This window comes from Cognatilysobacter tabacisoli, from assembly GCF_003586305.1.
In the GTDB taxonomy this organism is placed as follows: domain Bacteria; phylum Pseudomonadota; class Gammaproteobacteria; order Xanthomonadales; family Xanthomonadaceae; genus Cognatilysobacter_A; species Cognatilysobacter_A tabacisoli.
The window spans coordinates 45829-69448 of sequence record NZ_QXJI01000001.1; the positions used below are offsets into that span (position 1 = coordinate 45829).

Here is a 23620-nt window from a genome sequence, read left to right on the forward strand (position 1 = left end):
GCGGCGTCCGGGCCCCGACTATACCCACGCCCGGCGGTCGGGCCGCCGACGGCGATGGCCGCTGCTCCCGCGCCGCGGCGTAACCTCCCGGGGACTGCCGAGGACCGACCATGACCCTGCGCAACGCCGCGCTGGCCAGCCTGCTGATGTTTCCGTGCTTCGCGCACGCGGCCGGTACGGCCGGCGGCCCCGTGATCGACATGCACCTGCACGCCTATCCGCTGGAGCTGCCGCCGGGCTCGCCGGCGTGCCCGGGCGACCAGCCCATTGCTGTGCCGACGATGGACCCGCGCGACGAGTTCGACCCTTCGCTGCTCGGCAACTGCCCGCAGCCGATGCGCGCGCCCGCGACCGAGGACGCGCTGATGCGCGAGTCGCTGGCCGCGCTGCGCAAGCACGACGTGCGCCGCGCGATCACCGACGGCAGCGTCGAGCGCGTCGCCCGCTGGCGCGCGCAGGCGCCGGGCGTGATCGTGCCGGCGGTGGCGTTCGGCAAGCGCGAGGAAAAGTCGATCGACGAGCTGCGCGCGCTGCACCGCGCCGGCCAGCTGGCCGCGTTCGCGGAGGTGTCGATCCAGTACCGCGGCCTGCGCGCCGACGACCCGCGCTTCGCCCCGTACTTCGCGCTGGCCGAAGAGCTCGACATTCCGGTCGGCATCCACCTCGGCGAGGGCCCGCCGGGCGCCGCGCGCTTCCCCGGCTACGAGGACTACCGCGCCAGCATGACCACGCCGTTCCAGCTCGAGGAGGTGCTGCGCCGCCACCCGAAGCTGCGCATCTGGGTGATGCACTACGCCTCGCCGCTGGTCGACGAGATGATCGCGATGATGTTCACCCACCCGAACCTGTACGTGGACGTGTCGTGCAACAACTGGGGCTTCCCGCGCGCGCAGTTCCACGACGCGCTCGAACGCATGGTCGATGCCGGCTTCGGCAAGCGCATCCTGTTCGGCTCCGACCAGATGTACTGGCCGGACGCGATCGGCGAGGCGATCAAGGCGATCGACACCGCGCCGTTCCTGACTCCTGCGCAGAAGCGCGACATCTTCTACAACAACGCCGCGCGCTTCCTGCGGCTGAGCGAGGCGGAGATCGCCGCCGACCACGCGCGCTGAGCGCGACGCCACGCGGCGCGCGAGCGGGGCGCGGCATGCGCGATGCGCCCGCACGCGCAGTAGCATCACGGCAGTCCCCCGCTGGAGTGCCCCGATGCCCGACGTCACCGCGTTTCCCGGTCTGCAATCGCCGCTGGGCGAAGGCGAGGCGCTGGCCACCTCGGACAACCGCGGCTTCCGCACCGCGATGAACGTCGCCGGCCACGGGCTCGTCGCTGACGAGCCGGTGGCGGTCGGCGGCACCGACCAGGGGCCGTCGCCGTACGGCCTGATCTCCGCGGCGCTGGCGTCGTGCACCGCGATGACGCTGCACTCGTACGCCAAGCTCAAGCAGCTGCCGGTGACCGCGATCCGCGTCGTCGTGCGCCACGCCAAGGTGCACGAACTGGACTGCGAGGCGTCCGACACCGATCCGGGCGCGCGCATCGACCGGCTCGAACGGCAGATCTGGATCGACGGCGACGTCCCGGACGCGACGCGCCAGCGCCTGATGGAGATCGCCGACCGCTGCCCGGTCCACCGCACCCTGCACGGCACGATCCGGATCGTCACGCGCAGCGAGTAGGGCGCGGCACGGGCGCGTGCCGCCCGGCGCGCGGGATCGATCGCCGCCGTGATCTCCGGCAGTGGCCGCGTCGGCGCGGTTGAGGCAGAGTCTCGGCTCCACCGCTGCAGGTCGCCCGCATGCCCTCCGAAACCCGACTGACGCCCGAACAGGCCGAAGCGGCCGCCGCCGCGATCCTGGCCGGCCCCGAAGCGGCCGCGATGCGCGCGCAGACCGAGGCGCTGCGCCAGCGCCTGGAGGCCGCGCGCCGCACCCGCAACCTCGCCATCGGCGCGATGCTCGGCTTTGCCGCCGGCTGCGTCGTCGGCGGCGTCGCGTTCGGCGGGGCGATGCCGTCCGGCATCGTCGGGCTCGGCCTGGGCACGCTGGCCGCCCGGCTGCTGGCGTCCCGCCGTGCCGGCGACGCCTGAGCGTCGCGGATGAAGGCGTCGACGCTGGCGCTGTGCGTCGCGGTCGCGTTCGGCGTCGCCGCCGCGCTGGTCGCATTCGCCAACCGCCGCCGGCGCGAGGCCGGGTCCCCGGTCACGCCGAGGGCGGCGACGGCGCAGGCGTTCCTGTCCCGCGCGGCCGGGTTCTCGCTCGCGTTCGCGGTCACCTCCTGGGCGATCGACCGGTAGCGACACCGTGCACGTGCTCGACAACCCGATCTGGTCGTCGCTGGTCAGCCGCCAGCGCGCGTTCGCCCGCGGCGACGGCGACGGCGGCGTGGTGCGCTACCCGCCGGACGTCGCCCCGTTCCTCGGCATCGCCCGCGGCGCGGACGGCGTCGACGCGCGGCTCGCCGCGCTCGTTTCGCCCGACGAAACGGTCTACCTGCTCGGCGCGCGCCCGCCGCGGCCCGCCGGCTGGCGGGCGAGCGGTCCGCATTCGCTGGCGCAGATGGTCTGCGAGGCGCCGGTGCCCGAGGTCGACGGCCCGGCGATCACGCCTCTCACCGACGCACACCGCGACGACGTGCTGGCGCTGACGGCGCTGGTCTATCCACACTATTTCCGCCCGCGCACGATGGACCTCGGGCGCTACTTCGGCATCTACGACGGCGGGCGGCTGGCGGCGATCATCGGCGAGCGCATGGCCACCGACGGCTGGCAGGAGATCAGCGCGGTGTGCACGCACCCGGACTTCAACGGTCGCGGGCTGGCGCGCCGGCTGCTCGCGTGGCTCGGCAACGACATCCTCGCGTCGGGGCGCGTGCCGTTCCTGCACGTCAGCAACGAGAACGTCCGCGCCAAGGCGCTGTACGCGCGCAACGGCTACCGCACGCGCGTCGACATCGACTTCTGGTCGCTGCGCGCGCCGACGCGCTAGCCGGACCGGTCAGCGCAGGCAGCGCACCGATTGGCCCAGCCCGCGCGGGTACTGGATGCGGAAGATCCGGCCGTCGTAGTCGAAGAGCAGGATCGAAGTGACCTGGTCGGTGGCGTCGGTCGACAGCGACCACCAGTAGCCGACGCGCCCGCCCAGTCGCGACGTGCCGTCCTGGATGCGGAACCCGCCCGGGCGGGCGTCGAAACCCGACGCGTTGCTGCCGTTGCCGCTGCCGGGCCAGCCGACTGCGGACTTCAGCGCCGTGGCCGCGCCGCTGCGGCCGAGGTGGGCCTCGAGCGCGTCCCAGTCGTGGTTGTCCGGAATCCGCCACCCCGGCGGGCACAGCCCGCGCGGGTCGACGACCGCGTGGTGGTTGTAGAGCAGGCCGAAGCGCTCCCGGTACGTCGGGTCGTCGCCGTAGCTCGTCAGCGCCGGCATCCGGTCGCGCGCGGCGGCGGCCCAGGCGGCATTGCCGACCGCGACCGCGATCGGGTCGCCGTTACGGAACGTCGTCACCTCGAGGTTGCGCGCCATCCACACCTGGGCGCCGATCGTAACGCTCGCGACGGCGTCGGTCGCGGCCTCGCCGCGCGCAGTCGCCTCTGCGGCAGCGGCGGATCCCATCGACAGTGCGGCCGAGAGGACGGCAGCGAAGCTTGCTCGGGGCACGGGGCACCTCGGGTGGTCAGCGGCACAGCGCGGCGCGATCGCTCGCGTCGGCCGCCGTGCCGAAGAGACGTCGCCCGGGCCCGGGCGGATGCGCGGGCCCGGCGCGCTACTTCGACCCGGCGTTGACCATCCACGGCGTGCCGAAGCGGTCGACGCACATGCCGAAGCCCTGCGCCCAGAACGTCTCGGCGAACGGCATGCGCACGGTGCCGCCGTCGGCCAGCGCGTTGAAGATGCGCTCGCCCTCGGCGCGGTCGTCGACGCCGATCGACACCGAGGTGCCGCCGGGCGGCTGGTAGTGCTCCGGCGGGCTGTCCGAGCCCATGATCGCTTAGTCGCCGATCGCCAGGTGCACGTGCATGACCTGCTGCTTCATCGCCTCGGGCATGCCCTCGCCGCCGGGCGTGTCGCCGAAGCGCGACAGCATTTCGATTCGGCCGCCGAGCACCCGCTCGTACAGGCGGAAGGCGTCCTCGCACTGGCCGTTGAAGACGAGGTAGGGGTTAATCTTCATCGCGTGTCCTCCCGTGGGAATCAGGCCGGCAGCGGATTGGCGAACCCGGGCAGCGGCGGCTCGGGCGCTTCGTCGTCGTCCTTCCCGTCGTCGTCCTTCCCGTGGTGGGGCGCCGGGCGGTCGACGGCGATCGACGCGCGCCGCGCGACCTCCTCGGCCGTCGGCGGGTCGAGCGCGAACGAGCCGTGCGCGACCGCGCCCGCGCGGCGATACACCAGCAGCTGCGCCCCTGTGGAGGTGACGTGCGAATCGGTGAGGGTCAGCGCCGCCGGCACGCTCCACGTGCCGAACAGCCGCTTGCCGTGGCCGAGCACGACCGGCGCGATCCACAGCCGCCACTCGTCGACGAGGTCGTTGGCGAGCAGCGTCTGCACCAGCCCGGCGCTGCCGTGCACCTGCAGCTCGCCGCCGCCGTGGCGCTTGAGTTCGCGGACCGCGTCGGCGACGTCGCCGTCGATCAGTCGCGCGTTGTGCCAGTCGGTCGACTGCAGCGTGCGCGATGCGACGTGCTTGGGCACGCGGTTGAACGTGTCGGCGATCGGGTCGGACGGGTCGGCCGCGTGCGGCCAGTGCGCGGCGAAGATCTCGTACGTGCGCCGACCCAGCAGCAGCGCGTCGGCGCGCGCGCACCAGTCGGCCATCCGCTGGCCGAGGTCGTCGTCGAAGAACGGCACCATCCAGCCGCCGTGCTCGAACCCGCCGCTGCGATCCTCGTCGGGCGCGCCGGGCGCCTGCACGACGCCGTCGATCGTCACGAAACTGCCCACCACCAGGTGCATCCGGACCTCCTGATTGTTCTGTCCGGGCCGCGATGGCCCGCCTGGTCTGTCGACGAGCGGGCGCACCCGCATTCGACATGCGCCGGCAGACGATCGGGCAGGCGGCGTTAGCCGGCGGTCACGGCGAAGCCCCGCGCCGCGCCGCGCGGCTGAACGGGGCTGGCCGAAGGCGCGAGGGCGCTTTCGCGTGCCCGCGTGCGCGCCATCGGAACTGCTATCGACGCCTCGGCGGGGCCATCACGGGTCGCGGTTACCATCGCGCGCATGCCTGACCGCCGAATCGCCTGGCTGCACTACCTCGCCGCGCCCGCGGCGGTCGCCTTGGCGCTGTTCGTCCGCGTGCGGTTCTGGCCCGAGCTGTTCGAGGTGGCGACGTTCCTGCCGCTGTTCATGGCGGTGCTGTTCTGCGCCTGGCTCGGCGGGCTGGGGCCCGGGCTGGTGGCCACGGTGCTGGGCGCGGTCGCGTCGGCGTGGTGGCTGCTGCCGCCGACCGGTTCGTTCGCGATCGCCGGCGGCGAGCAGCAGCTGCAGCTGGCGCTGTTCGTGTTGCTTGCGCTGGCGATCACGCTGGCGTGCGAGTCGCTGCATGACGAGCGGCGCCGGGCCGAGGGCCTGCGCCACGACATCGACGACCTCGAGGCGATGCAGGCGCGCCTGCATGCGCTGGCCGCCGACCTGTCCGAGGCCGACCGCCGCAAGGACGAATTCCTCGCCACGCTCGCGCACGAGCTGCGCAATCCGCTCGCGCCGATCAGCAACAGCCTCGAGATCCTGCGGCTGGCGCCGGACCCGGACACCCTGCAGGCCGCGCGCGCGACGATGGCGCGCCAGCTCGCCCACCTGGTGCGGCTGGTCGACGACCTGCTCGACGTCAGCCGCATCAGCCGCGACAAATTGCAGCTGCGCCGCGAGATCGTCGCGCTGCAGACGGTGGTCGACAACGTGGTCGAGTCGGCCGGTCCGTTCGTCGCGTCGCAGGGCCACGCCCTCGCGGTGTCGATGCCGGACGAGCCGATCGAACTGGAAGCCGACCCGGTGCGGTTGGCGCAGGTGGTCGGCAACCTGCTGCACAACGCGGCCAAGTACACGCCGCACGGCGGGCACCTGTCGATCGAGGCGACGCTCGACGACGACACCGTCGAGATCGTCATCGCCGACGACGGCATCGGCCTGCCGGACGACCTGCGCGACCGCGTGTTCGACATGTTCCGGCAGGGCGACGCGTCGCTCGAGCGCACCCGCGGCGGGCTGGGCATCGGGCTCGGCCTGGCGCGCCGGCTGGTCGAACTGCACGGCGGCACGATCCTGCTGGACAGCGACGGACCGGGCCGGGGCACGCGCGCGGTGGTGCGCCTGCCGGCGCTGCGCGGTGCGCGCGGCGGCGAGGGGGCAACGGCCGCCGAGCCGGTCGCGACGCCCGCGGTTCGGCCGCTGCGGATCGTCGTGGCCGACGACAACCGCGATGCGGCCGACACGATGGCGCAGGTGCTGCGCGCGGCCGGGCACCACGTCAACGTCGCCAACGACGGCATCGAGGCGCTGGCGCTGGCCGAGTCGGTGCGGCCCGACCTGCTGCTGCTCGACATCGGCATGCCCGGCCTCAACGGGTTCGAGGTGTGCCGGCGGCTGCGCACGGCGCCGTGGGCGCGCAGCGTTCCGATCGTCGCCATCACCGGGCTGGGCCAGCCCAGCGACCGCGACCGCTCGCGCGACGCAGGCTTCGATGCGCACTGGATCAAGCCGATCGACCCGGCACGCCTGCACGCCCTGATCGCCGGCCTCGATCGCGCCAACGACGCAGTGCCGCCGACCGCATCGATCTGAGCGTGCACGCCCGGGCTGCGGCTGGGCGCGCGGGCAGAGGGAACAGGTGTGCCAGAGCGGGCGCGGCATGCGCCGCCGTGCGCGTACGCGGCGCGTCAGCGCTTGGCGCTGCTCGGCTGCTCGGGCCTGTTCGCACGGGCGATCGCCCACGGCGCGACCTCGCGATCGCGGCTGTGTTCGCAGGCGGTCGGACCCTTGCCGGCGTTCTGCGCAGAGGGCAGGGCGGCGTGCGGCGTGTGCGGCGCGACGTCGCGTTCGCGGTCCGCGCGCAGCGGCGAGTGCAGCAGGCTCATGGCGTTGTCCTCGAGGGGTCAGGGTGCGTGCCGGCACCGTCGACGTGCAGCTAACGCCATCGGGGATTGCCACCGCGTGAAGTGCGCCTGTTCACGTTCGCAGCCGCGCGTCGATCGCGAGCCCCTCGCAGTCGAGGACCTCGATCCGTCCGTGCATCGCGTGCGAGGTGTTGAGCAGCAGGTTCCATTCGCGCGGGCACAGCGCACTGGGCACGCGCAGCGCAACGGAGCGCCCCGACGCCGCCCATTCGTCGCCGACCTGCTGCACCTCCGCCCGGTACGGGCGCTCGCGCCAACGCGCCGGCGGCGACGCGAGCGTCTCGACCAGTTCGCCGGGGATGCGGCCGACGAGCAGCCGCAGGTCCGGCTCGGTCGCTCCTTCCAGGTGGGCGAGGAACTCCAGCATCGCCGCCGCGGCCGATGTCGCCGCGTAGCCGACGTTCGCCTCGCGCGTGCTCCAGCGCCCGTCGCGCCGCTGCGGGCGGGTGAAGCCGTCCTCGGCGTCCTTCGCGGTCGAGACGCGGTAGATCACGACCGCGTCGTCGGCCTGTTCGCTGGCGGCGGCATCGCGCCCGTCGCGGGCCTCGGTCATGGCGGCGTCGTCTCGTCGACCGGCGGCTCCTTCGGCGGAGGGTTCGTCATAGGCGCGTCGACGTTCTGTTCGGGATCGACGCCATCGCGCGGCACCGTCGCGGGCGCGGCCACCGGCGGCGGCGACACCGCGGCGCGGATGCGGCAGTCGTCGAGCGCCTGGCCGGTCAGGCCGGTGCAGTCGACCGGCGGGGTGGCCTGCGGCGCCGTGGCCGGCGGCGTTTCCGGAATCACGGTGCTCGCGGTGTCCGGCGATGACGACGACGCGCCGGTATCGGCGTTCGGCGGCGGGGCGTCGCGGCGGTCGCAGGCCGCGGTCGACAGCGCGACCAGGCAGGCGAGCAGCAGCAGTCGGGGCGAACGGGCAGGGGAGGTGTTCATGGAGCGCTCCTTGATCGATCGAGGCGGTTCGCCTCAGCGGGGCTCGTGCACGCGGGGCATCATTCCGCCCCGGCGTCCGGCAGCCTACTGCGCAGGCACGTGAACGATCTGCGTGCAGACGCTGCAACCCGTGCCGCCGCGCTCAGCACCATGAACGCGCGCACGGCCCCGCTCGGCAGCCGTCGTCGCCATCGCCCGCGACGCGTTCACGGCCCGGGCGCGCCCTCGGCCGCGCCGTCCGCCGCGGCCTCCGCGAGCGTCGGCCGCGCCTTGTCGCGCTGCACTTCCTTCGCGATCGCCGGCAGCGTGGCCGGGTCGATCAGGCCCAGCGAGGCGGCGTGCTCCGCGGCCGCGAGGCTGTCGCGTACGCGCAGCATCGGCACGCGGGTGCCGGCGACGCGCTCGATGTGCGCGTCGACGCCGGCATCGAACGGGCTGTCGCGGTCCGGGTCGACGTCGCGGATGTAGATCGCCGCGATGCGCTCGCCGAACTCCTGCGCCGCTTCGGCGTAGAGCTCGGCGTCGGCCTGGCCGGAGTCGCCGAGCAGCACCCAGCGCAGCTGCGGCATCCGCTGGATCAGCTCGCGCGCGCGCTCGAGCTTGTGGCCGTGGCCGGTGGTCTTGATGAACTTGCCATCGTCCGTGCCCAGGTCGCGCAGGAAGATCGGGCCGGCGGGGATCGCGTTGAGCTCGAGGAAGTCGTCCAGCAGGTCGTACAGGTTCCACGGCGAACTCGACACGTAGAACACCGGGTTGCGCCCCGCGCGATCGGCCCCGCCCTGCAGCGCGGCGTACAGCGCCGCCACGCCCTGCAGCGGCTTGCGCGTGCGCGCGTTGTGCAGGAACGTCAGCTGCGCGGCGGTCTTCCAGTCGGTCACGCCGCTGTGCAGCACCGTGTCGTCGATGTCGGAGATGATCCCCAGGCGCGACGACGGCGACACCTGCAGCACCGGCTGCTCGGTCATCAGCGTGCCGTCGGCCAGCGACACGCTGGCGTTGTCCCACGGCGCGTCGCTCGCGCCCGCGGTCGGGCGCAGGTGGACGCGGTAGTAGCCCTCGTGGTCGGTCACCGTGTCGGCGGCCGCGTCGCGGAAGCGCACCCGCAGCGCGACGCCCGGCACTTCGTCGCTCTCGAAGCGGCGGTAGGTGTTGAGCAGGTTGTCCCACCAGCCGTCCTGTTCGGTCGGGCCGCCCAGCGGCGGCTCGGCGAGCACGCGGCCGGTAAGTTCGACGCCGTCGTCGTCGACGAAGCTTCGGTACGTGGCGATGTGACGCGGGCGATCGAAGCGCAGCCGCGCGCGCAGTCGGCTGCGCGCGGCATCGAGGTGGTCGTCGGCGTCGATGACCTGCTCGCGCAGGAAGCGCGCGACGTGGTCGGGCCAGCGCGGTGGCGTGCTCGGCGCGGACATGCGCCCTCCGGTTCGGCAGCGGGGCGGGCAGTGTTGGGGCCGCACGGCCAAGGCGGCGTGAGTGCACCGCCTGGCGGGTGGCTCCCGGTGCCGTCGCGTGGTGGTGCCGCGGTGCCGATGTAACCGTCCGCCCCCTCGCGGCGAAGTGTCCCTGTGAGAGGCAGGCGGATGCGCGATCGGCGCGCCGGCGACGCCGCTCCACCCACACGAAGGAGATCCGCCATGGCCCACCGCATCAACGCCGTTCCTGCCCTTGCCCTCGCTGCTGCCCTCGGCTCCGCACTGGCGGTGGCCGCCGTGCCCGTCCACGCCGCGGGCGGCGCCAAGCAGGAAAAGTGCTACGGCGTGTCGCTCGCCGGCAAGAACGACTGCGCCGCCGGCCCCGGCACGACCTGCGCCGGCACCTCGAAGACCGACTACCAGGCGAACGCGTGGAAGCACGTCCCGGCGGGTACCTGCACGAAGACCCCATCGCAGACCTCGCCGACCGGCTTCGGCCAGCTGGCGGCGTTCAAGGGCAAGCCGGCGTCCGGCAAGGCGATGTGAGCGACGGCGGAGACGGCACGGTGCGCATATCGACCTCCCCATGCGTCGCGTCGTCCCTGCGCGATGCCGGCCTGCCCGCGCAGGCCGGCATCGGATTCAAGCCACGGCACTACGGCGCGCTGAGCGAAGACCCTCAACCGCCCGGGTTCATCGAGGTCCACGCCGAGAACTACCTGGGCGCCGGGGGCCTGCCGCATGCGCAGCTTGCCGCGCTGGCCGGGCGCGTGCCGCTGTCGGTGCACGGCGTGGGCCTGTCGATCGGCGGCGAACAGCTGGATGTGTCGCACCTCGACCGCATCGCCGCGCTGCTGTCGCGGTACCCGGCGGCGTCGTTCTCCGAGCACCTGGCGTGGTCGACGCACGACGGCCGGTTCTTCGGCGACCTGCTGCCCTTTCCATATGACGACGCGGCGTTGAGCCGCGTCTGCCGTCACGTGACGCGGGTGCAGGAACGAATCGGTCACCGCATGCTGCTGGAGAACCCGAGCACCTACCTGGCGTATGCCGCGAGCTCGCTCGAGGAGCCGCAGTTCCTCGCCGAGGTCGTCGCCCGCACCGGCTGCGGGCTGCTGCTCGATCTCAACAACGTCCACGTCTCGTGCCACAACCTTGGGCGCGACGCGCGCGCCTACCTAGCTGCGCTGCCGCTGCACCAGGTCGGTGAGATCCACTTGGCCGGGCACGCCGTCGAGGCGCTCGACGGCGCCGCGACGCTGCTGGTCGACGACCACGGTTCACCCGTGCGCGACGCGGTGTGGGCCCTGTATGCGGAGGTGATCGCGGCGATCGGTCCGGTGCCGACGCTGATCGAGTGGGACACCGACGTGCCCGATTACGCCGTGCTGCGCGCGCAGGCGCGGCGCGCGCAGGCAGTGCTCGACGCCTCGCGCAGCACCGACCGGACGTTGGCGGCATGAGTGCCGCGCGCGTCCTCGCCGACGTGGCGGCAGCGCTGTGCGCGCCGGAGCGCGCCGTTCCCGCGGTGCTGTGCGCGCCGTCCCCGGCGCAGCGCGAACGCCGCTTCGCCGTGCACCGCAACACCTTCGTAGCCGGCCTCGTCGACGGCCTGACGGCGTCGTTCCCGGTCACGCGAATGCTGCTGGGCGACGCGTTTTTCCGCGCGATGGCGCGGGAGTGCGTCCTCGCCGCGCCGCCGCGCTCGCCTGTGCTGATCGAGTACGCCCAGCACTTCCCGGCCTTCGTCGCCGAATATGGCCCCGCTGCGGGCGTGCCGTACGTGGCCGCCGTCGCGCGGCTGGAAGCAATGCGCGTGGCCGCGTTTAGCGCGGCGGATGCCGAGCCCCTGACGCCGGCCGCGTTCGCGCCTTGGCTTGCCGACCCGTCGCGGCTGGCGGCGCTGCGGCTCGCGCTGCACCCGGCCGCGTCGTGCCGTCGCTTCGACCACGCCGCCGTGTCGCTGTGGCGCGCGCATCCGGCCAACGGCGCGCCGGACCTGGACACCCTCGCCGCGATCGACGTGGACGCCAGGGAAGACGCGCTGGTGACCCGGCCGCGCTGGGACGTCTCGGTCGACCCGCTGCCCGCCGGCGCGATCGCGCTGCTCGACGCGCTGCGCGACGGCGCGCAGCTCGGTGACGCATTCGCCGCTGCACGCGCCGACGGCGACTCAATCGACGACGGCGCGCTGTTCGGCGTGCTGATCCGGCCCGGCGTGATTGCCGGCTTCCTGACTTCCGTGGAGTGAGGCCATGAGTACGACCGTTCCGACCGCGACGCCGCGCTTGGGTCTTCCGATCGCCGCGGCACGCGCGGCGATCCGGCGGCTGCATGCCGCTTTCGCGCGCATCCCGCACGCCGCCATCGCGCTGCTCGCGCGCTTTTCGCTCGCGGTCACGTTCTGGGTGTCCGGCCAGACCAAGATCGAAGGGCTTGTGCTCGACCCGATCGGCGGCACCGTGGCGCTCGGCGTGCCGCGCGTGGCGGACGGCGCGGTCGAGCTGTTCCGCAGCGAATACGCGCTGCCCCTCCTGCCGCCCGAGCCGGCGACGCAGCTGGCGGCGGTCGCCGAGCACGTGCTGCCGCTGCTGCTCCTCGTCGGGCTGGCCACCCGCCTGTCCGCGCTGGGGCTGCTGGTGATGACCCTGGTCATCCAGCTGTTCGTCTACCCCGATGCCTACGCCACGCACGGGCTGTGGGCCGCGCTGATGCTGTACCTGATGGCGCGCGGTCCGGGTGCGGTGTCGCTCGACCACCTGCTGGCGCGGCGCGGCGGGGGGTGAGCGCCGTGGCTGGCCGCCGTCCCGGAGCCGTCGCATGATGGCGACCATCCTTCCGTTTCCGGCACCGGAGTCGAACGCGTCCATGACGATGCCCGACGGCGCCGGATCGCCGCATCACGACGCCGCCCGCGCCGACAGCGGCGACCGGTGGGCGGCGCTGATGGTGCGCGCGCAGGACGGCGACCGGCAGGCGTACCACGCGTTGCTCGCCGCAATCGTCCCGTACCTGCGGGCGATCGCGATCCGTCATCTGGGCCGCGGCGAAGACGCCGAGGACGCCGTGCAGGAGATCCTCATCGTCATCCACGACATCCGCCACACCTACGAGGTCGGGCGACCGTTCAAGCCATGGTTGGGGACGATCGCGTCGCGTCGCTGCATCGACCTGTTGCGTCGACGCTCGCGCCGCCTGTCGCACGAGGTGGCCAGCGAGGACGGGTTCGAGCTGCACGCGGAGCCGTCGGCCGGGCCCGACGAGGCGACCGCGCGGCAGGATGCGTCACGGGAGGTGCGCGATGCGGTCGAGCGCCTCTCGCCCAAACAGCGTGAAGCCGTGCGGATGGTGCACCTGTCCGGGCTCTCGCTCGCCGAGGCCGCGAGCCGCTCGCGGCAGAGCGTCGGATCGCTCAAGGTGGCGTGCCATCGGGCGCTGAAATCACTGAAGCAGGTCCTGGGCGACCGGGAGCACCACCATGACTGACACCGACCACCTCATCGACCAGCTGGCCGCGCGCGCGCGGCCGGTCCAGCGCCTGGCATCGCCGATGCGCCGGACCGCGCTGTGGACCCTTGCCGCATCGGTCGTCATCGCGCTGATCGCACTGGCGTACGGCCCGCGCCCGGACTTCCTCCACACGCTGGCCGACGGACCCGCGCTGCTGGAGTGGACGGCGAGCATTGTCACCGGGCTGCTTGCCGCGTACGCGACGTTCCAGATCAGCGTGCCCGGGCGTTCGCCGTCGTGGGCCTGGATGCCGTTGCCCGCGCTGTTGGCGTGGCTGTTCGCAGTGGCCTGGGGCTGCGCGACTGACTTCGCCCGGCTGGGGCGCGACGCGTTCGCGATGCAGTACGGCTCGTGGGAGTGCGCGATGGCCATCACCGTGACCGGCGTGCCGCTCGGACTGGTGATGCTGCTGCTGGTGCGCCACGCCGGCGTTGTTCGGCCGGCCGCGACCGCGATGCTGGCGACCCTCAGCGCGACTGCGCTTTCGGCCGCAGGCGTGAGCCTGTACCACCACGGCGAGAGCGCGCTGATGGTGCTGACCTGGCACGTGGGCGCGGTGGCGCTGCTGTCGCTGCTGTCGCTGGCGTTCGGCCGATCGCTGCTTGGTTGGATCGGGCACGCGCGAGGCTGACGGGGCACGCGGACACGGGAGGCGCCGGCGAGCGCGTCGGCCGCGATCGGCATACGCTCTGCGCTCCGCCACGACGAGGTGCACCATGGACATCCCCCGACCCACCGCCGGCAGGCAGGCGCGCTACACCCGCCGCGGCCCGGTGCCGCAGGACGTGGTCTCCGCCGATTCATTCGACGTGGCGGCGCCGGCCGCCGGCCAGGTGCTGGTCGAGGTGCTGGCAGCGCCGATCAATCCGTCCGACGTGCTGACGCTGACCGGCGACTACGGCTCGCTGCCGCCGCTGCCGGCGATCGGCGGCAACGAGGGCGTCGGCCGCGTGATCGCGACCGGCGACGGCGTGACCGCGCCGCGCGTCGGCCAGACCGTCCTGCTGCCGGTCGGCTCCGGCACTTGGAGCACGCACCTGGTGCTCGACGCGGCGACGCTGGTGCCGCTGCCCGACGGCGCCGACCCGGTGCAGCTGTCGATGCTCGCGATCAATCCGCCGACGGCGAAGCTGCTGCTCGACGCGGTGCCGCTGCAGCCCGGCGACTGGGTGATCCAGAACGCGGCCAATTCCGCAGTCGGTGGCTACCTCGTGCAGCTGGCGAAGGCGCGCGGGCTGCGCACGGTCAACGTGGTGCGCCGCGACTCGGCGGTCGACGGCGTGCGCGCGCTCGGCGCCGACGCGGTGCTGGTCGATGGCGACGACCTCGCCGAGCGCGTCAAGGCCGCGACCGGCGGGGCGAAGGTCGCGCTTGGCATCGACGCGGTCGGCGGCATGGCCACCGAGCGGCTGGCGCAGGCGCTCGCGCCCGGCGGCACGGTGATCAACTACGGCGCGATGGGCGGCGAGGCATGCGCGATGTCGCCGGCGTCGCTGATCTTCCGCGGCATCACCCTGCGCGGATTCTGGCTGGCGCGCTGGTTCAAGACCGTCGACGCCGGCACGCGCAACGCGCTGTTCGCCGAGCTGGTCGCGATGATCGCCGCCGGCCGCCTGCACGCGCCGGTGCACGCGACCTACGGCATCGACGCGATCCGCGAGGCGGTCGCCGCGGCCGCGGCAGGCGGGCGCAGCGGCAAGATCGTCGTCGTGCCAACCGGCTGATCGCCGGGCGGTCGGCGGCGGCGCTGCGGCTCGTGCCGGGCGCGTGCCGGCGCCGTGGCTGGACGAAGTGCGGCGGTGTCGCCGCTTCGCACCCCGGCGATTGCGGGCACGGCCGGCACCTGTCAGTCGAGCGCCACCGTGCCCCGGCGCGGGGGCACCACGTGCACCTCGGCCGCGTGCGGTCCGCTGTCGTGGCCGTGGCGGTCGAGCCACTCGACCAGGTAATCGATGAACGCTCGCAGTTTCGGGGCGGGCAGCCGTTCGCGCGGGTACATCGCGTGCAGTAGGAGGCGCGGCCCGGACCACTCCGGCAGCACGCGCTGCAGCCGGCCGTCGGCCAGCTCGTTGGCCAGCATCGCGGCGCCCGCCATCAGGATGCCGCCGCCGGCGACCGCGGTCTGCACCAGTGGATCGGGATCGCCGGCGATGACGCCCGGCTGCAGCTCGGCGTCGACCGTGCGGCCGTCGTCGGCGTGCAGCCGCCAGCGGTAGCCGTCGCCGCGTCGGTGGGCGCGCAGCGCGAGCGTGCGGTGCTTGGCGAGGTCCGCCGGCTCGCGCGGCGCGCCGTGCAGCGCGAGGTATCCCGGGGCGGCGTACAGCCCGAGCGACAGTCCGCACAGGCGGCGCGCGGCCAGGTCGGAGTCGGGCAGGGGGTCCGGACTCAACCGCAGCGCGAGGTCGATCTCGTGCTCGATGAGGTCGAGCCGGTCGTTGGACAGGATCAGCTCGACCTGCAGCGCCGGATGGCGCACGCCGAGTTCGGCGAGCAGCGGCGCCAGCATCGCCGTCGCCAGCGAGAACGGCACGGTCACCCGCAGCGTGCCGCGCACGGCGCCGCTGAGTTCCATCACCGCCTGCTCGGCGCCGGCCAGGTCGCCAGCGATGCGCGCGCTTCGGCTGTAGTAGAGCGCGCCGGCTTCGGTAAGCGCGAGGCGTCGCGTGGTCCGGTGAAGCAGCTGCGCGCCCAGGTGCAGTTCCAGCTCGCGCACCTTGCGGCTGACCGTCGTCTTCGGCAGCCGCAGCGCGCGAGCAGCCGCGGCGAAGCTGCCCAGCTCGGCGACCTTGAGGAAGACCAGGGTGTCGTTCGCGTTGTGGGGCATCGGGCGACCCGCTCGGAGGACCGGACCACGGTCGGCATGATTATTCCCGAATCGGACCCCTAATCGCGCCGCCGGCGCTGCCACAGCATCGGGGAGTGCGGAGCCGCCGGCGCCGCCCGACCCCAATGGAGCGTCCCGATGAAAGCTGCGTTGCCCCTTGCTCTCGCCCTCGCCGGCGTACTCGCCGCCGCCCCCGCGCCCGTCCGGGCCGCCCCGCCGGCCGCCGTGAGCCCCGCCGCGCTGCAGCGCATCGCGCCGGAAGAGTCGGTGCTGGTGTACGTCGACTACGTGACCGGACTGGACAACCTGATCAACACGATCCCGCCGCGGCAGTTCCGCAACAACGTCGAGGCGTTCTCGAAGTTCAACGTGCTGTTCAAGCTTCCGGCGGCGGTGCTGGGCGAGGAGAACGACTACTACGGCACGTTCTTCCCGGAGATCAGCCGCAACGTCACCTACCAGTCGCAGCGTTTCCCGCGCACGTCCGTGTCGGGCTACACCCCGGAAATGGCCGCGTGGCTGAAGGGGCAGGGGCGCCGCAACGTCATCATCGGCGGCATCTCACTGGACAACTGCACGCTGGAGACGTCGCTGGACCTGCTTCGCGACGGGTACAACGTGTACGTGGTCGTCGACGTGTCGGGCAGCAACAGCCCCATGGCCGAGGCGATGGCGGTCAACCGGCTGCGCGACGCCGGCGCGGTCACGGTGACCTGGCTCAACGTGGCCACCGAGATGGCCGACGACTTCGCCACGCCGCTTGGCAAGGCCGCGATGGCGCTGATCGCCCAGCACTGGCCGGCATCGACGATCGGGCGGGTGCAGGACCTCACCCCCGACGGGCACGGCTGGCCGCTGCCCGAGGACATGCGCTGAGCGCAGGCCGCGTCGTGCATGCGGCCCCCGCGGCGCTGCGGCGCAGCGTCGCGGGGCCTACACCATCCACCACGCCGCGTGCAGGGCCAGCACGACTGCGCTGATGCCCAGCCGCATGCGCTTGTACGCGCGGCTCCACAGCGGGTCGCGCAGGTCGAGCAGCAGCCAGCCGGCGAACCCGACCGCCAGCACCACCAGCGCGGCGTGCGGGTGGTGCACGAGGAGCAGCGCAGTGAAGCCGAGCAGGCTCGGCAGCACCGCCTCGGCGTAGCGCGAGGCCGGCAAGCCGGCGCCGAGCCCGCGGCCCCAGCGCGCGCCGCCGAGGAAGCTCAGGATCACCGCGGCGTACGCGATGAACACCGACAGCGCGCCCTGCCGCCACTCCGGCAGCACCGCGGCAGCGGCGACCGGCGCGGCGAACGGCAGCAGGCCGCTCCAGCCGAGCAGGCGCAGGCCGCGCGGCAACGGGGCTTCGATCGGTGCGGACATGCGGTCTCCGGGCGGGGGCGAGGTCGCTGCGATGGTCGACGGCGCGCGCCGGCGGCGCAAGCGCGCGGCTGCTAGGCTCGCCGCACCACTTCCCGGGGAATGCACGATGGACGGACTGGACGCACTGCCGATCGAGATCCGCATGCTGGCCTGGGCGATCGCGCTTGGCCTGGCGCACCTGCTGCTCGCGGCGGCATTGATGACGCGCGAGCGCGGCCTGCGCTGGAACACCAGCGCGCGCGACGCCGAACCCGCGCCGCTGGGCCCGGTCGCCTCGCGCCTCGACCGCGCGCAGCGCAACTTCTGGGAGACGTTCCCGTTCTTCGCCGCGGCGGTGCTGGCGGTGGTCGTGACCGGCCGCGCCAGCGCCGACACGGCGTTGGGCGCGCAGGTCTACCTGTGGGCGCGGGTGGCCTACGTGCCGATCTACGCCGCCGGCATCCCGTACCTGCGCACCGCGGTGTGGGCGGTGTCGCTGTGGGGCCTGTGGACGGTGCTGAAGCCGCTGCTGTTCTGACCGCTGCACCGGCCGGGCAACGCGGGCGATCGGTCAGCGATCGCCCGGGTGCCGGAAGCTCCGTCGACTAGGCGTCGAGCTCGCGCAGCGTCACCGACGGCGGCGCGTCGAGCACCTTGCGCGTGGCGAACAGCCCCGCCAGCAGAGCTGCGACCACGCCGAACGCCGCGCCGGCCGACGCCATCCGCCAGTCGGCCGTCCACGGCAGGTCGAACACCTGCGTCGCGACGACACCGGCCAGCACCGACGCCGCGATCGCCGCCGTCGCGCCGGCGAGCAGGCCGATCGCCGCGAACTCCGACGCCTGCGCCAGCCGCAGCTGGCGACGGCTGCCGCCGATCGCGCGCATCACGCCGCCCTCGAGCAGGCGCTCGTCCTGGCTCGCGCTGACCGCCGCCATCAGCACCAGCAGGCCGGCGGCGAGCGAGAAGTAGAAGACCACCTCGACCACGGTCGACACCTGGTCGGCCGTGCTGCGAACCTGCTTCAGCACCGCGTCGACGTCGATCACCGACAGGTTCGGGAACGTCGACACCAGTCCGGCGGTGAAGCGGGTCTTGTCCGGCGGCACGTTGACCGCGGTGATCCAGCTGGCCGGGAAGCCGTCCATCGAGCCGGGCGACGCGATCACGAAGAAGTTCGGGCGGAAGCTCTCCCAGTCGACGCTGCGGAAACTGGTGACCGTCGCGGTGAACGGCTGGCCGGCGATGTCGAACGCGACCGTGTCGCCGAGCTTCCAGCCCAGCCGCTGCGCGAACTCCTCCTCGACCGATACCTCCGGGCGGCCCGGCCCGTCGGCGTCCCAGAACGTGCCCGCGGTGATCTGGTTGTCGTCGCGCAGCGTCGCGGCGACCGACAGGTTGAATTCGCGCTCGGCCTGACGCCGCGCGCGCTCGCCCTGTTCGGCGAAGTCGTCGCCGGTCACGGGCTTGCCGTTGAGCGACACCAGCCGTCCGCGGATCATCGGGAACAGGGTCGGCTCGCCGATGCCCTGCTGCGCGATGTACTTGCGCACGTCGGGGACCTGGTCGTCCTGCACGTTGATGATGAAGCGGTTCGGCGCGTCGGCCGACAGCGCCATCTGCCAGCGGTCGAGCAGGTCGGTACGCACGAACGTCAGCAGCAGCAGCGCCATCAGCCCGAGCCCGAGCCCGGCGATCTGGGCGACGCTGGTGCCGGCGCGGCGCGACACGTTCGCCAGCCCGTAGCGCAGGCTGCCGCGCAGGCGCGGGCGGACCTTGCGGACCACCACGACCAGCGCCCACGCCAGCAGCGCGAGCACCGCGAACGTGCCGACCAGGCCGAGCAGCATCGCCAGCGCCAACGTCGGCGAGCCGGCCTTCCACCACAGCAGCGCGGCCAGCCCGCCGAGGCCGAGCACGGCCACCAGCCACGCGCTCGGCTCGGTCGGGTCGAGGTCGCGGCGCAGCACGCGCAGCGCGGGCACGCGGCGCAGCGCCAGCACCGGCGGCGCGCCGAACGCGAGCAGCACCAGCAGGCCGACGCCGTAGCCCTGCAGCGCCGGCAGCCAACCGGCGGCGGGGATCGACAGTTCCAGCTCGCGCTCGAGCCACGCGCCGACGCCCCACTGCAGCCCGTACGCGAGCGCGACGCCGATCGTCGCGGCGAACAGCCCGAGCAGCACCAGCTCGCCGATGTGCACGGTCACCAGCGTGCGCTGGCTGGCGCCGAGGCAGCGCATCACCGCGGTGCCGGACAGGTGGCGCTCGCTGTGGCGGCGCGCGGCCATCGCGACGGCGACCGCCGCCAGCACCACCGAGACCAGCGCGGCCAGGCCGAGGAAGCGGCCGGCGCGGTCGAGCGCCGACCGGATCTCCGGGCGCGCCTCGCTGACGGTTTCGAGCCGCTGGCCGCGGCCCAGCGCGGGCTTGGCGGTGGCGACGAACTGTTCCACCGCGTTGGCGTCGCCGGCCACGACCAGGCGGTAGCCGATGCGGCTGCCTTCCTGCACCAGCCCGGTGGCGGGCAGGTCGGCGAGGTTGGCGAACACCTTCGGCGCGACGTTGAAGTAGTCGAGCGCCGCGTCGGGCTCCTGCACGACCAGCGCGACCAGCCGCAGCTGCGATTCGCCGATGCCGATCGAATCGCCGATCGACGCGCCGAGCGTGTCGGCGCCGGCGCGGCTGAGCCACACCGTGCCGGGCGCAGGGATCGCGCCGGCGTCGCGTTCGACGCCGTCGGCATCGACCACGCGGAACGTGCCGCGCAGCGGGAAGCCGTCGCCGATGGCGCGCAGCTCGCCGAGCTGCAGCCGCGCGGCGTCGCCGTCGCCGACCCGGATCATCGTCGACAGCTGCTGGGTTTCGGTGCGGCGCAGGCCCGGCGCGTTCGCCGCGTCGCGCACGACGCCGGCGATCGGGGCGTCGGCGCGCAAGACGGCGTCGCCGCCGAGCAGGCGGTTGGCCTCGATCGCGAGCGCGCGCTCGGCGCGGTCGGTGACGAAGCCGACCGCGGTCACCGCCAGCACCGCCAGCACCAGCGCGGCGAGCAGGATGCGCACGTCGCCCGCCTTGAGGTCGCGGCGCAGCTGGCGCCACGCGAGGGTCAGCGCGGTCACGGCGCGGCCACCGCTGCGGTCACGGGCGCGCGCGCCTCGTCGCCGAGCAGGCGCCCGCTGTCCAGCCGCAGGCGGCGTCCGCAGCGCGCGGCGAGGTGCTCGTCGTGGGTGACCAGCACCAGCGTCGTGCCAGCGTCGTGGTTCAGTGCGAACAGCAGTTCGATGATGGCCTCGCCGGTGTGGGTGTCGAGGTTGCCGGTCGGCTCGTCGGCGAACAGCAGCTGCGGCCGGGTGACGAAGGCGCGTGCGAGGGCGACGCGCTGCTGCTCGCCGCCCGACAGCTGGCGCGGGTAGTGGCCCAGCCGCTCGGACAGGCCGACCTTGGCCAGGATCTGCCGCGCCGGGCCCTCGACCTCGCGGTCGCCGCGCAGCTCCAGCGGCAGCATCACGTTTTCCAGCGCCGTGAGCGACGGCAGCAGCTGGAAGCTCTGGAACACGAAGCCGACGCGCTCGCCGCGCACCCGCGCGCGCCCGTCCTCGTCGAGCGTCGACAGCGGCTCGCCGGCCAGCGTGACCGCGCCGCTCGACGGCGTGTCGAGGCCCGCCATCAGCGACAGCAGCGTGCTCTTGCCTGAACCGGAGGCCCCGACGATCGCGACCGTGTCGCCTTGCGCGATCGTGAAGCCGACCCCATCGAGGATCGTGAGGTCGCCGTCCGGCAGCGCCACGTGCTTGCCCAGGCCGTCCACCTGCAGCATCGGCGGGCGCGTGGCGGCAGGGGTTTCAGCGTGGGGTCGGTTCGAGTCGGCCATGATCGTCCTTCGTGCGGTGCGGTCGACCGCGTTTCGATGTCGGGAGCGGCGCCAGCGCCGCGTGGTGGGCACCGGGCACCCAAGGGGCCCGGTCGTGCAACGGGCGCCGTGCGGCGCCCGAGGGAGATACGGGATGTTTCGAAGCAGATATGCGGCAGCGCGGCAGGGCCTTCAATGGGCCATCGGTTGGGCAACGCTGGTCATGGCGGCCGCGCTGCTGGCCGGCGCCGCGGCCGCGCAGCCGGTCGCCAAGGCCGCCTCGGCCACGGCGCCGCGCAGCGCAGCGCCGCGCACGGTGCTGGTGATGGGCGACTCGCTGTCGGCCGGCTACGGCATGGCCGCCTCGCAGGGCTGGGTGACGCTGACCGCGCAGCGCGTGGCCGCGACCCGCCCGGGCTGGCGCGTGGTCAACGCCAGCATCAGCGGCGAGACGACGGCCGGTGGCGTGTCGCGCATCGGCGGCGAACTCAAGCGGGTCAAGCCGGCGGTCGTGGTCATCGGGCTCGGCGCCAACGACGGCCTGCGCGGCCTGCCGCTGGCGCAGACGCGCGCCAACCTCGACCGGATGGTGCGCGCGTCGAAGGCATCCGGGGCCAAGGTGCTGCTGCTCGGCATGCGCATGCCGCCGAACCTCGGCAAGGCCTACACCGACGGGTTCGAGGCCAACTTCCGCGCGGTCGCCAAGCAGCACGGCGTGGCGCTGCTGCCGTTCCTGCTCGAGCCGATCGCGACCGACCGCAACGCATTCCAGGCCGACAACCTGCACCCGACCGTGGCCGCGCAGCCGAAGCTGCGCGACCACGTGTGGCCGGCGCTGGCGCCGCTGCTGCGCTGAGCGCGCGCCGCGTCAGGGCGCGGCGCGGACCTGCACGGTGACGCCCTCGAACGTCACCACCTGGCCGGCGCGGATCTTGGCGGTCTTGCGCAGTTCGACCGCGCCATCGACGCTGACCGCGCCGCTGGCGACCAGCTGCTTGCCCATCCCGCCGCTGCCGCACAGGCCGGCCAGCTTCAGCAGCTGGTTGAGCTCAATGTGCTCGCGGCCGGCGTCGAGGTCGAAGGTCAGCGTGGTCATCGTCGGGCATCGGGTCGTCGCGGCGGGTGCACAGGATCGCATGCGCCGTCGGCGCGGACCTCACGCCGGCGGCGCGCACTCGCCGCGGCACAGCGCGCGCTTGCGCTCCGGGCTGAGGCGCTTGATCGCGTGCTCGGCGCGGCTGGCTGCGGCGCGGTCGGCGTACGGGAAGTGCGCCAGCAGCCGCAGCGGCGGGTGCGATCGGGTGTAGCGCGCGCCCTTGCCGGCGGCGTGCTGGGCGTAGCGGCGCGCGACATCGACGGCGATGCCGGTGTACAGGCTGCCGTCGCGGCACTCGAGCAGGTAGACGAACCAGGCGCGCATCGGCCCAGCGTAGTCGACGCCGTCGCGGCGCGACCAGCGTGGGGGAACTCCCCGATGGCGGGTTCCGCAGGCGGCCGGGATCCTGTTCAGGCAACCCGTCCGCAACCGGGTGACGCCGCGCGCGCGACCGGCCAAGCTATCGCGCACCTACGACGCCGACCCGCCCGATGATCAGACCCGAACGGCCCGAGAACGACGCGGCCCGCGTGGCCGCACTGCACGCGTACCGCATCCTCGACACGGCGCCGGAGACCGACTACGACGATCTGGTCCGGATCGCGTCCGGCATCTGCGGCACGCCGATGGGGTCGGTCAGCCTGGTCGACGCCGATCGCCAGTGGCTGAAGTCGATGCACGGCTTCGACGCCTCGCCGACGAGCCCGCGCGAGGCGTCGTTCTGCGCGCACGCGATCCTGCAGCCCGACCGGGTGATGGTGGTCCCGGACGCATTGCTCGACGCGCGCTTCCACGACAACCCGCACGTGACCGAAGGCGGCATCCGCTTCTACGCCGGCGCGCCGCTGGTCGGCGAGGGCGGCCACGCGTTCGGCTCCCTGTGCGTGCTCGATGCGAAGCCCCACGACCTGTCCGACGCCCAGGCCGAGGCGCTGCAGGCGCTGTCGCGGCAGGTGTCGCGGCTGATGGAGTTGCGCCGGGTCAGCCACGCGCTGAACCTGCAGTTGCTCGACCGCGCCTGGTACGAGGAGCACCTGCTCGACTACCAGCGCCAGCTCGAGGCGCACAACGCCGAGCTCAGCGAGCAGACCCGCACCGACCCGCTGACCGGGCTGGCCAACCGGCGCGCGTTCATCGCGGCGCTCGAACTGGCGATCGCCGCGCAGCGCGGCTTCGCCGTGGCGCTGGTCGACATCGACCACTTCAAGACCGTCAACGACGTGCACGGCCACGCGATCGGCGACGAGGTGCTGGTCGCGGTCGCCGAGTCGCTGCGTTCGGCCAGCGGCGGGCACGGGCTGGTGGCGCGCCACGGCGGCGAGGAGTTCGTGTGGCTGATCCCGGAGGTCGACGCCGACCGTGCGCGCCTGAACTGCGAGTACCTGCGCGAGTCGGTGCACCACGCGTCGCAGTCGCTGCCCGTGACGGTCAGCGTCGGCGTCGCCGAGCGCCGCGCGGGCGAGAGCGTCGCGGCGGTGATGCAGCGCGCCGACGAGGCGCTGTATGCGGCCAAGCGCGGCGGCCGCGACCGCGTGGTCGTGGCCGACTAGC

31 protein-coding genes are annotated in these 23620 nt (G+C 73.5%); 17 read left to right on the forward strand and 14 right to left on the reverse strand.

Features of this window, described 5'->3' with window-relative positions:
* Positions 1-110: 110 nt before the first annotated feature.
* The 5 genes from D3A60_RS04665 to D3A60_RS04685 all read left to right on the forward strand — a co-directional run bounded on the left by D3A60_RS04665 (position 111) and on the right by D3A60_RS04685 (position 2988).
* Positions 111-1115 carry an amidohydrolase family protein gene (locus D3A60_RS04665; RefSeq protein WP_119717592.1) on the forward strand — a complete coding sequence of 335 codons (1005 nt, stop codon included), beginning with the start codon at positions 111-113 and terminating at the stop codon, positions 1113-1115.
* 94 nt (positions 1116-1209) lie between these two features.
* Positions 1210-1680 carry an OsmC family protein gene (locus D3A60_RS04670; RefSeq protein ID WP_119717593.1) on the forward strand — a complete coding sequence of 157 codons (471 nt, stop codon included), beginning with the start codon at positions 1210-1212 and terminating at the stop codon, positions 1678-1680.
* Between the two features lie 119 nt (positions 1681-1799).
* Positions 1800-2090, forward strand: coding sequence for a hypothetical protein (locus D3A60_RS04675; RefSeq protein ID WP_119717594.1), 291 nt, complete (start codon positions 1800-1802; stop codon positions 2088-2090).
* A 9-nt stretch (positions 2091-2099) separates the two neighbouring features.
* Positions 2100-2297 carry a hypothetical protein gene (locus D3A60_RS04680; protein ID WP_119717595.1) on the forward strand — a complete coding sequence of 66 codons (198 nt, stop codon included), beginning with the start codon at positions 2100-2102 and terminating at the stop codon, positions 2295-2297.
* A 13-nt stretch (positions 2298-2310) separates the two neighbouring features.
* On the forward strand, positions 2311-2988 hold the full coding sequence (locus tag D3A60_RS04685) for a GNAT family N-acetyltransferase (protein WP_231120414.1): 678 nt from the start codon (positions 2311-2313) through the stop codon (positions 2986-2988).
* A gap of 9 nt (positions 2989-2997) precedes the next feature.
* Here D3A60_RS04685 and D3A60_RS04690 read toward each other — a convergent pair whose 3' ends face one another.
* The 4 genes from D3A60_RS04690 to D3A60_RS04700 all read right to left on the reverse strand — a co-directional run bounded on the left by D3A60_RS04690 (position 2998) and on the right by D3A60_RS04700 (position 4950).
* Entirely contained in the window at positions 2998-3612 is a 615-nt protein-coding gene (locus D3A60_RS04690) for a fibrobacter succinogenes major paralogous domain-containing protein (RefSeq protein WP_119717597.1), read from the reverse strand.
* Positions 3613-3763: 151 nt separating this feature from the next.
* Positions 3764-3982 carry a VOC family protein gene (locus tag D3A60_RS14695; RefSeq protein ID WP_231120415.1) on the reverse strand — a complete coding sequence of 73 codons (219 nt, stop codon included), beginning with the start codon at positions 3980-3982 and terminating at the stop codon, positions 3764-3766.
* Between the two features lie 6 nt (positions 3983-3988).
* Entirely contained in the window at positions 3989-4171 is a 183-nt protein-coding gene (locus tag D3A60_RS14700; protein ID WP_231120416.1) for a VOC family protein, read from the reverse strand.
* A gap of 20 nt (positions 4172-4191) precedes the next feature.
* Positions 4192-4950, reverse strand: a complete 759-nt coding sequence (locus tag D3A60_RS04700) for a dihydrofolate reductase family protein (RefSeq protein ID WP_119717598.1) — start codon at positions 4948-4950, stop codon at positions 4192-4194.
* 264 nt (positions 4951-5214) lie between these two features.
* Between D3A60_RS04700 and D3A60_RS04705 the strand changes: the two genes are divergently transcribed.
* Positions 5215-6774: an ATP-binding response regulator gene (locus D3A60_RS04705; protein WP_119717599.1), complete on the forward strand. Its 1560-nt coding sequence runs from the start codon at positions 5215-5217 to the stop codon at positions 6772-6774.
* 95 nt (positions 6775-6869) lie between these two features.
* Here the strand turns inward: D3A60_RS04705 and D3A60_RS04710 are convergent, their stop codons facing one another.
* The 4 genes from D3A60_RS04710 to D3A60_RS04725 form a co-directional block, all read right to left on the reverse strand.
* A complete protein-coding gene (locus D3A60_RS04710; protein ID WP_119717600.1) occupies positions 6870-7067 on the reverse strand; it encodes a hypothetical protein in 198 nt (65 codons plus the stop codon).
* A gap of 91 nt (positions 7068-7158) precedes the next feature.
* Entirely contained in the window at positions 7159-7659 is a 501-nt protein-coding gene (locus D3A60_RS04715; RefSeq protein WP_119717601.1) for an RES family NAD+ phosphorylase, read from the reverse strand.
* The gene (locus D3A60_RS04720; protein ID WP_119717602.1) at positions 7656-8039 is read right to left on the reverse strand and encodes a hypothetical protein; all 384 of its coding nucleotides are present in this window, start codon (positions 8037-8039) and stop codon (positions 7656-7658) included. Before D3A60_RS04720 ends, D3A60_RS04715 begins: the two co-directional genes overlap by 4 nt.
* Positions 8040-8245: 206 nt before the next feature.
* Positions 8246-9448, reverse strand: coding sequence for an App1 family protein (locus D3A60_RS04725; protein WP_119717603.1), 1203 nt, complete (start codon positions 9446-9448; stop codon positions 8246-8248).
* Between the two features lie 222 nt (positions 9449-9670).
* Here D3A60_RS04725 and D3A60_RS04730 point away from each other — a divergent pair, with 222 nt between their 5' ends.
* From D3A60_RS04730 to D3A60_RS04760, 7 genes are all read left to right on the forward strand, one after another.
* On the forward strand, positions 9671-9994 hold the full coding sequence (locus tag D3A60_RS04730) for a BufA1 family periplasmic bufferin-type metallophore (protein ID WP_119717604.1): 324 nt from the start codon (positions 9671-9673) through the stop codon (positions 9992-9994).
* Between the two features lie 20 nt (positions 9995-10014).
* Entirely contained in the window at positions 10015-10911 is an 897-nt protein-coding gene (bufB, locus tag D3A60_RS04735; protein ID WP_231120417.1) for an MNIO family bufferin maturase, read from the forward strand.
* Positions 10908-11699, forward strand: a complete 792-nt coding sequence (locus tag D3A60_RS04740; RefSeq protein WP_119717605.1) for an HvfC/BufC N-terminal domain-containing protein — start codon at positions 10908-10910, stop codon at positions 11697-11699. Before bufB ends, D3A60_RS04740 begins: the two co-directional genes overlap by 4 nt.
* A 4-nt stretch (positions 11700-11703) precedes the next feature.
* Positions 11704-12234 (forward strand): DoxX family protein, encoded by a 531-nt coding sequence (locus D3A60_RS04745; RefSeq protein ID WP_119717606.1) that lies wholly within the window; start codon positions 11704-11706, stop codon positions 12232-12234.
* A 34-nt stretch (positions 12235-12268) separates the two neighbouring features.
* A complete protein-coding gene (locus D3A60_RS04750; protein ID WP_196778649.1) occupies positions 12269-12934 on the forward strand; it encodes an RNA polymerase sigma factor in 666 nt (221 codons plus the stop codon).
* Positions 12927-13589, forward strand: a complete 663-nt coding sequence (locus tag D3A60_RS04755) for an NrsF family protein (protein WP_119717607.1) — start codon at positions 12927-12929, stop codon at positions 13587-13589. Before D3A60_RS04750 ends, D3A60_RS04755 begins: the two co-directional genes overlap by 8 nt.
* A gap of 85 nt (positions 13590-13674) precedes the next feature.
* Complete coding sequence (locus tag D3A60_RS04760) at positions 13675-14682, forward strand: zinc-dependent alcohol dehydrogenase family protein (protein WP_119717608.1); 1008 nt, start codon at positions 13675-13677, stop codon at positions 14680-14682.
* Between the two features lie 122 nt (positions 14683-14804).
* On the opposite strand, the gene D3A60_RS04765 is transcribed toward D3A60_RS04760, so the two are convergent.
* A complete protein-coding gene (locus D3A60_RS04765) occupies positions 14805-15782 on the reverse strand; it encodes a LysR family transcriptional regulator (protein ID WP_119717609.1) in 978 nt (325 codons plus the stop codon).
* 225 nt (positions 15783-16007) lie between these two features.
* Here D3A60_RS04765 and D3A60_RS04770 point away from each other — a divergent pair, with 225 nt between their 5' ends.
* Complete coding sequence (locus D3A60_RS04770; RefSeq protein WP_157981398.1) at positions 16008-16658, forward strand: isochorismatase family protein; 651 nt, start codon at positions 16008-16010, stop codon at positions 16656-16658.
* A gap of 57 nt (positions 16659-16715) precedes the next feature.
* On the opposite strand, the gene D3A60_RS04775 is transcribed toward D3A60_RS04770, so the two are convergent.
* Positions 16716-17147, reverse strand: coding sequence for a DUF3429 domain-containing protein (locus tag D3A60_RS04775; protein ID WP_157981399.1), 432 nt, complete (start codon positions 17145-17147; stop codon positions 16716-16718).
* Positions 17148-17253: 106 nt separating this feature from the next.
* On the opposite strand from D3A60_RS04775, the gene D3A60_RS04780 reads away from it, so the two are divergent.
* The gene (locus tag D3A60_RS04780) at positions 17254-17664 is read left to right on the forward strand and encodes an MAPEG family protein (protein WP_119717611.1); all 411 of its coding nucleotides are present in this window, start codon (positions 17254-17256) and stop codon (positions 17662-17664) included.
* Positions 17665-17731: 67 nt separating this feature from the next.
* On the opposite strand, the gene D3A60_RS04785 is transcribed toward D3A60_RS04780, so the two are convergent.
* Positions 17732-20242, reverse strand: a complete 2511-nt coding sequence (locus D3A60_RS04785) for an ABC transporter permease (protein ID WP_119717612.1) — start codon at positions 20240-20242, stop codon at positions 17732-17734.
* Entirely contained in the window at positions 20239-20994 is a 756-nt protein-coding gene (locus D3A60_RS04790) for an ABC transporter ATP-binding protein (RefSeq protein WP_196778650.1), read from the reverse strand. The genes D3A60_RS04785 and D3A60_RS04790 overlap by 4 nt, the downstream gene beginning before the upstream one ends.
* A gap of 133 nt (positions 20995-21127) precedes the next feature.
* Between D3A60_RS04790 and D3A60_RS04795 the strand changes: the two genes are divergently transcribed.
* Complete coding sequence (locus D3A60_RS04795; RefSeq protein WP_196778651.1) at positions 21128-21829, forward strand: arylesterase; 702 nt, start codon at positions 21128-21130, stop codon at positions 21827-21829.
* A gap of 12 nt (positions 21830-21841) precedes the next feature.
* Here the strand turns inward: D3A60_RS04795 and D3A60_RS04800 are convergent, their stop codons facing one another.
* Both D3A60_RS04800 and D3A60_RS04805 read right to left on the reverse strand, forming a co-directional pair.
* Positions 21842-22069 (reverse strand): RNA-binding S4 domain-containing protein, encoded by a 228-nt coding sequence (locus D3A60_RS04800; RefSeq protein WP_119717615.1) that lies wholly within the window; start codon positions 22067-22069, stop codon positions 21842-21844.
* A 60-nt stretch (positions 22070-22129) separates the two neighbouring features.
* Entirely contained in the window at positions 22130-22393 is a 264-nt protein-coding gene (locus tag D3A60_RS04805; RefSeq protein ID WP_119717616.1) for a GIY-YIG nuclease family protein, read from the reverse strand.
* A gap of 167 nt (positions 22394-22560) precedes the next feature.
* On the opposite strand from D3A60_RS04805, the gene D3A60_RS04810 reads away from it, so the two are divergent.
* Complete coding sequence (locus D3A60_RS04810) at positions 22561-23619, forward strand: sensor domain-containing diguanylate cyclase (RefSeq protein WP_119717617.1); 1059 nt, start codon at positions 22561-22563, stop codon at positions 23617-23619.
* The last annotated feature ends 1 nt before the right edge of the window (position 23620 follow it).